The sequence below is a fragment of the Streptococcus mitis SK564 genome (assembly GCF_000148525.1).
Lineage (GTDB): Bacteria > Bacillota > Bacilli > Lactobacillales > Streptococcaceae > Streptococcus > Streptococcus mitis_H.
This window is the reverse complement of sequence record NZ_AEDU01000006.1, coordinates 200,505-207,814: the sequence shown is the minus strand read 5'-3', so window position 1 is coordinate 207,814 and position 7,310 is coordinate 200,505. Positions and strand designations below refer to the sequence as shown.

Here is a 7,310-nt window from a genome sequence, read left to right as displayed (position 1 = left end):
CGTGGTTTGAAGAGATTTTCGAAGAGTATTAAAATTCAAATTCCTCAAGAACATCCTGCCCACTTGTAACCAATTTTGCTCCTTCTTGAATCAAATGATGGCAACCATCTGATAATCCATCTAAAATGCTACCAGGAATAGCAAAGACATCGCGCCCTTCTTCCATTGCTCGCTCACAGGTAATGAGACTACCTGAGCGCATCTTAGCCTCTGCTACAATCACACCGCGGCAAAGTCCAGCAATGATGCGATTACGGGCAGGAAAATGAAATTTCAGAGGTTGTTCGCCAGGTCCATATTCACTAAGAACCAGATGGTCATTGCCGATGTAGTCTTGCAAGCGTTTATTGGCTTTAGGATAAAACACATCCAGACCTGTTCCAATCACTGCAATGGTTTTTCCGCTATTCTGAAGAGCTGCCATATGAACTGCTGTGTCGATCCCCTTGGCTAAGCCACTGACAATAACCAGTTCATTTTCCAAGCCTTGAATAATTTTTTCAACTGACTTAGCGCCCTGTTTGCTACAAGCACGACTACCCACAACCGCTACCTTTGGAAACTTCAAGAGATCAAGATTTCCCTTGTAAAATAAAAGCACAGGTGCATCATAAATTTCACTCAAATCCCAAGGGTAACAGTCGTCTAAAATAGAGAAAGATGGAAATTTTTGAAACTCTTTCTCCAAATGCGCATCGTCTATCTGAAAATAACGTTCCATAAAAACGGCTGGATTTCGGCAACCTGATATATCTGCAATATCACCCAACAAAAGCTCCTGATTAACATTTTCACCGTATTCTAGGACATTCAAAATCTGTTGATTGGTCAAACCTGATTTTTTTAACTTATAGATTTCATAGTTTGTGATTTTCATAAATAACTCCATTTCTTTTTCTACTCATCTATTTATTCGTAAAAAATCAAAAAACATCCGACTATTTTAGCCAGATGTCCTAATCTTTAATTTCCGTTTTTAAGAATTTCTTCTAATTTATGATAGTCTTGAACACTATCGATCTCATAGATGCTGTTGCCTTCTAATTCTTCAACATAGACATCCAGCTCTTTGATATTATCCTTAACCATATTGTCCCAATAGAGATCGACAAATTCACCACTTGCATAGGCCTTGTCAATAAAGCTAACAATTTTTGCTGCTGTTGGAGCATCCCAGAAGGATACACCACTAAGAATGCGACCTGCTTTGCTATCCACAATAATGTCTTGAACCTTGTAGTCATCTCCATAGACCAAGAACCATTCGTTGGTACAATCTTCACGATAAACACTAAAATAAGTCGAACGTGTCAAATCATTGCGGAACATATTTTTAAAGAGATAATTATCGGCATCAATAACATAACTGTTAGCTAATTCTTCTTTTACAAGATAGAGAGAGTAAAAGTTATTGTAGTCAGCGTATTTATCATTGAAAACGAGGCGAACACCATATTTTTCTTTTAAATAATCGAACTGTTCTTTAAGGTAACCAACGATGATGATAATGTCATGGATTCCCTTTTCTTTTAGAAACTCAATTTGGTATTCAATCAAGGGTTTTTGATTAACCTGAACCAAGGCTTTAGGGGTATTTTCAGTCATAGGACGCAAGCGAGTTCCCAATCCCGCTGCTAAGATGATGGCTTTCACACGAATCTCCTTTATTCTTTAATAATAATATAAACTCCAGCAATAACGACAAGTGACGTAATAATTGTCAACATATCTAGCGGTGCACCCAAGAAAACAACTGCAAACAAGACAGTCCAAACAACATAGCTCACATTCAAGCCTGTAGCCTTGGCTGGTTGCAAGCGATTGATTGCGATATAATAAGCCAAATAGGAAATCATATCAAAGGCTGCAAAGACAATCATGAGACCTAACAATTGTCCATTGGCCACTTCTGCAAATGACTGATGAGAGAAGAGCACAATCACAAGATAGGACAAGAATGAAGTCACTTGACGGATTAAGAGGGCTTCGATTTCACTCAATTCACTTTCCATGGCAAAGGAGCTAAGGACACTCTCACTCCCCCATGCAATAGCACAAACCAAAGCACAGAGAATTCCAATGTAGAAGGAATTGACCTGTTCAACCTTATAGGTCTGAGCAATAATCCCTCCAATAATCAAGACAATCCCAAATACAGTATTTTTTGAAATCTTGTGCTTCAAAAAGAAGAAAGCCAATAAAACCGAAATCGCAGGGTAAATAGCCGACACAGATGAAGCTAAGGAACTTCCGATATACTTAACCGCATAAAGATTGGCCTGCATACCGATAGGGCCTGCTAGCAAGGCTCCGATGATAACACTGACATTGCGAATATTTAAGAAAATTGAGAGACGAACTTTTCCTTCTTTTACCAAGAGAAAAGCTAGTAGGATAAAGATACTCAAGAAATCGTGAGCAGCGGCCACCACAAAAGGCGACAAATCTGTAAAAATCGAAAAGATATAAGCACTAATCGTTAGACCTAAACCCCAGAAAACACCTGAGAGTAGACCAAAGGAAACTCCATTTTTATTTTTCATCAGAACCTCCATAATAAGCCAAACCTTTAACAGCTCTTTGGTAACGACTCACACCATAGTCGCCAAAATCTGCTCCTTGCTCTTCTTTATAGACTGTCCATAGACTCCAAATAGTGTCTTGTAAAATTTTATAAATAGCAATCTTTTCACGAGAGACAGGTGTTTGCTCACTCTCATAGTGAGACAAGAAGTCTTCTTCCTCTTGACGAGTGAATTCAGACTCTAAAAAGAGAGCAGCCAAATCCCACATTGGATCGTTCATTGATGAATATTCCCAGTCAATCAGATATAAACGTCCTTGAGGTGATTCGATAAAGTTTTCAGGCACCAAATCGATATGACAAGATTTTCTGTCAACACCTAAGTCAGCCAGTCTTTTCTCTAAGGAGAAGACTTCTTCTCGAACAGCTTCATAGTTGGCATAAGGGATTTTTTCCTCAATCAAAGATTCGTATTTTTTGATTTCTTCAAAAGGAGCAAATTCTCCTCTTAATTCCTTGCCAGAAGCATGAATAGTTTGTAATATTGGAGCAATTTTATCAAATTTGGTCTTGATTGTAGTTGAATCAAGCGTGAGTGCAGATTCGATATACTCATTTACTTTGATACCAGCTTCAATATCAAAAAGATAATTTTTTACATCTAAGTCTAAATCCTTTAATAGTTCAAGATTATACTTCTCATCTTGTCGATTGATAAGCTTTTCTGTCCCTTTACCAAAGAACTTAACAATGTATTGCTTATTTGTTGTTTTGACCAAATAATTTTGATTGGTCATTCCCCCCAGTTGTTCAACACTGAGGACTTCCTCTTCTTGACTAAGTAAGGAAGAAATTTTTTCTTTAATGATTTTCTCCACAATTAACCTCCAGCACCTATACTTCCCACTTAAACACGGTTTTAAAGGCTGTGTTTAAATCGGTCGCAAAGACACGGTGAATATCTTTAATTCCTCTTACAGGTTCTTCTAGATAAAGGATATTTTTAAGACGATTGGCAAATTTCTTGACTTCCATCATTTGGATGGCATTTTCAAAATCGATGCGACCAGAACGAGAGGAACCAACCAAGAGCAAGCCTTTTTCTAAGGCATCGCGTGTATTGAGATTGACTTTATACTCGCTAACGCCCATCATGAGAATCGTTCCCTGAGGACGAATGTAGCGAATCAGGTCATTTATAGCCGGTCCAGTACCATTACCACCACAACACTCAAAAGCATGGTCAAAGGCCAAACCCTCAGGAATATTATCCGTAATATAGCATTCTTTGGCAAATGAGAAGAGTTCCAACTTTTCCCAATGACGACCAATGACCACAATCTCTGCTTCTGGCAAAGTATAGTTGATAATATTGGCAACCACAAATGCTAAACTTCCATCTCCGATAACGGCGATTCGGTTCCGCTTGCTATGAGCAAGGGTCAATAGGCGATTCATAGCGTGCATGCCGACACTGACAAACTCTGTAATGGCTGCAACCGTGTCTTCAATAGCATCATAAGCCACTACACGGTCTTTAGGGAGAGAAACAAACTCTCTCATAAAGCCATCAAAGCCACTAGACAAGAAATGGGTCCCTGTCATGTAGTTCTCATAGAATTCTTCATCACTCTGCATAGGAGGCTGATTGGGAATCATGACAACTTTTTGACCAACTTCGTAGGTTCCTGTAGGGTCAGAAATAACGGTTCCACACGACTCGTGAATCATTGCCATTGGAAGTTTTTTATTCAAAATCTTGGGATCACGTTTTCCCTGGTAGTAACGCTGATCCGCATGACAGACCGCCATATAATTAGGGCGGATGAGGATATGATTCTCTTGGTCAATAGCCTCTTCCTGATATTTGACATTGATAAACTTAGGCTTAGTTAGTTGATAAATTTGATTAATCATTTTACTAGTCTTTCTCAATCATACTTTTTGCAATCTTCAAATCTGTTACGGTTGTAATCTTCAGATTTGAGTATTCACCCTTGGCCAAGGCTACATCTTTTCCTTTGATCACAAAGATTTTACATGCATCTGTCAAGATTTCCTTCTCTTCATCAGAAAGAGATCCATAAAGGTCCATGAAGTCCTTGCAACGGAATGTTTGAGGTGTTTGTCCTTGATAAAGGTGAGCACGATTTGGAATATCTGTAATAAATTGACCATTGGTACTTTCAACGATAGTATCAACCGCTTCTACCACTGTGTCCACTGCGTCATGATTTTGGGCAAGTTGGATATTGTCCTGAATCATGCGAAGCGTAATAAATGGACGAACAGAATCGTGGGTAACAACGATATCCTCTGGAGTAAGCGGACGATAAGCATCAATGGCTTCAATGATTTTCTCAATACTCGTATTGCGGTCAGCACCACCCTTTGTAATGATGATACGTTCCTTATGAAGAGGAAGATATTTATCTACAAGATCTTCTGCATGAGAAACCCAGTCTCCATGAACCCCAACTACAATTTTTTCAATACTTGGTTCCAAGACAAATTTTTCAACTGTATGAATCAAGATAGGTCGATCACCTAGCTCTAAAAATTGTTTTGGCAAGTTACTGATTCCCATGCGTGTGCCAGTTCCACCAGCAAGAATTCCTGCATAAATCATCTATTTTCTCCTTTGTCTTACTAAAAAAACTTATTCTCTCTATTATACCACAATCTAGTCCTATCATGAAAGAAATACCGATCCTCCCGTTCTAGAATAGAAGGATTAAGGAGTTCTATTATTCAAAGAAACTAGTCCATTTCTAGTAATGACTAGGAATTCTGTAGTCATTACCAATAAATGGCTGTGAAATTTTAGAGTTCTTCAGAATAATATAGTTTCCTTAAAGAAAACTTAAAATCAAACTTTGAAACTTCAAAGTGATTACTTGACTTATACTCAATGAAAATCAAAGAGCAAACTAGGAAGCTAGCCGCAAGCTGTACTTGAGTACGGTAAGGCGACGCTGACGTGGTTTGAATTTGATTTTCGAAGAGTATTACTGCCCCTCATTTCTTATTAGCTGACTTTATGATAGAACGAAAAACGAGGTAAATTGAACGAAAAGTATAAAATTAAATGCTCTATCTTACATGGGAATTCGTGTCTTGAATATTATTTTTCCCATCCTAACTGGAACCTATGTAGCGCGTGTCTTAGACCGAACTGACTATGGTTACTTCAACTCAGTCGACACTATTTTGTCATTTTTCTTGCCCTTTGCGACTTATGGGGTCTATAACTACGGTTTACGGGCCATCAGTAATGTCAAGGATAACAAAAAAGATCTGAATAGAACCTGAACTGCACCCCAAAAGTTAGACATAAAAATCTAACTTTTGAGGTGCTTTTATTATGAAATTAACTTATGATGATAAAGTTCAGATCTATGAACTTAGAAAACAAGGATATAGCTTAGAGAAGCTTTCAAATAAATTTGGGATAAACAATTCTAATATTAGGTACATGATTAAATTGATTGATCGTTATGGAATAGAGTTCGTCAAAAAAGGAAAGAATTGTTACTATTCTCCTGAACTAAAACAAGAGATTATTGATAAAGTTCTTCTTGAGGGGCATTCACAAATTAGGGCGTCTCTGGATTATGCTCTTCCAAGTAGTGGATTACATTCTAATTGGCTGGCACAATATAAGAAAAACGGATATACTATTGTTGAGGGAACAAGAGGGAGACCACCTAAAATGGGACGTAAGCCAAAGAAGAGATTTGAAGATATGACAGAATTAGAATGTCTTCAAGCAGAAAATGAATACTTGAGAGCGGAGAATGCCATTCTAAAAAAGTTGAGAGAACTCCGATTGAGGGACGAAAAGGAGCAAGAAGAAAAACGGAAATTGTTCAAGGACTGGTAACAGAGTTTTCTTTAGATATTCTTCTAAAGATTATTAAGCTTGCCCGTTCAACCTATTATTGCCACTTAAAACAGCTGGATCAAAGCGATAAAGATTATGATATTAAAGCTGAAATTCAGTCAATTTATACTGAGCATAAAGGAAATTACGGCTATCGTCGCATGACTCTAGAATTACGAAATCGTGGCTTTGTAGTGAACCATAAGAAGGCGCAGCGTCTGATGAAAGTACTTGGTTTAACGGCTCGAATTCGCCGTAAACGGAAGTATTCTTCATACCAAGGAGATGTTGGCAAGAAAGCAGATAATCTTATTCAACGTCAATTTGAAGCAACCAAACTAATGCAAAAATGCTACACAGATGTGACAAAATTTGCCATTCCAGCAAGTAGACTAAAGCTTTATTTATCACCAGTTTTAGATGGCTTTAACAGCGAAATTATCTCCTACAATCTTTCTACTTCGCCGAACTTAGTACAAATGAAAGCTATGCTAGAACAAGCCTTTACAGAGAACCATTACGAAAATACAATTCTCCATAGTGACCAAGGAGGGCAATACCAACACGATTTCTATCATCATTTTTTAAAGGATAAGGGAATCCAGCCATCTATGTCACGTAAGGGAAATAGCCCAGATAACGGTATGATGGAATCTTTCTTTGGCATTCTTAAGTCTGAAATGTTTTATGGTTATGAGAATACGTTTCAGTCACTTGAACACTTGGAACAAGCTATTGTAGACTATATTGATTACTACAATTGATTACTACAACAACAAACGAATTAAGGTAAAACTAAAAGGACTTAGCCCCGTACAATACAGAACTAAATCCTTTGCTTAAATAATTGTCTAACTTTTTGGGGTCAGTACAATATTATGCGTTTTTAATTTTTCTTCAATC

The 7,310-nt window shown here is 37.7% G+C and carries 6 protein-coding genes and 2 pseudogenes; 2 read left to right on the top strand and 6 right to left on the bottom strand.

Annotated features, from left to right (window positions below):
- Positions 1 to 28 precede the first annotated feature (28 nt).
- From dprA to SMSK564_RS04660, 6 genes are all read right to left on the bottom strand, one after another.
- The gene (gene dprA / locus SMSK564_RS04685) at positions 29 to 877 is read right to left on the bottom strand and encodes a DNA-processing protein DprA (protein ID WP_000705317.1); all 849 of its coding nucleotides are present in this window, start codon (positions 875 to 877) and stop codon (positions 29 to 31) included.
- Between the two features lie 86 nt (positions 878 to 963).
- Positions 964 to 1,653 (bottom strand): sugar phosphate nucleotidyltransferase, encoded by a 690-nt coding sequence (locus SMSK564_RS04680; protein WP_000643957.1) that lies wholly within the window; start codon positions 1,651 to 1,653, stop codon positions 964 to 966.
- 11 nt (positions 1,654 to 1,664) lie between these two features.
- Positions 1,665 to 2,543 carry a DMT family transporter gene (locus SMSK564_RS04675; protein WP_000791850.1) on the bottom strand — a complete coding sequence of 293 codons (879 nt, stop codon included), beginning with the start codon at positions 2,541 to 2,543 and terminating at the stop codon, positions 1,665 to 1,667.
- A complete protein-coding gene (gene licA, locus SMSK564_RS04670; RefSeq protein WP_000411228.1) occupies positions 2,533 to 3,402 on the bottom strand; it encodes a choline kinase LicA in 870 nt (289 codons plus the stop codon). The genes SMSK564_RS04675 and licA overlap by 11 nt, the downstream gene beginning before the upstream one ends.
- Before the next feature lie 16 nt (positions 3,403 to 3,418).
- Positions 3,419 to 4,441 carry a ribitol-5-phosphate dehydrogenase gene (locus SMSK564_RS04665; protein WP_000609880.1) on the bottom strand — a complete coding sequence of 341 codons (1,023 nt, stop codon included), beginning with the start codon at positions 4,439 to 4,441 and terminating at the stop codon, positions 3,419 to 3,421.
- 4 nt (positions 4,442 to 4,445) lie between these two features.
- A complete protein-coding gene (locus SMSK564_RS04660) occupies positions 4,446 to 5,153 on the bottom strand; it encodes an IspD/TarI family cytidylyltransferase (RefSeq protein ID WP_000638524.1) in 708 nt (235 codons plus the stop codon).
- Positions 5,154 to 5,626: 473 nt separating this feature from the next.
- Between SMSK564_RS04660 and SMSK564_RS04655 the strand changes: the two are divergent.
- Positions 5,627 to 5,833, top strand: a pseudogene (locus tag SMSK564_RS04655) (lipopolysaccharide biosynthesis protein); the annotation flags it as partial.
- A 55-nt stretch (positions 5,834 to 5,888) separates the two neighbouring features.
- Positions 5,889 to 7,250: pseudogene (locus SMSK564_RS13140) on the top strand (IS3 family transposase).
- Positions 7,251 to 7,310: the final 60 nt, after the last annotated feature.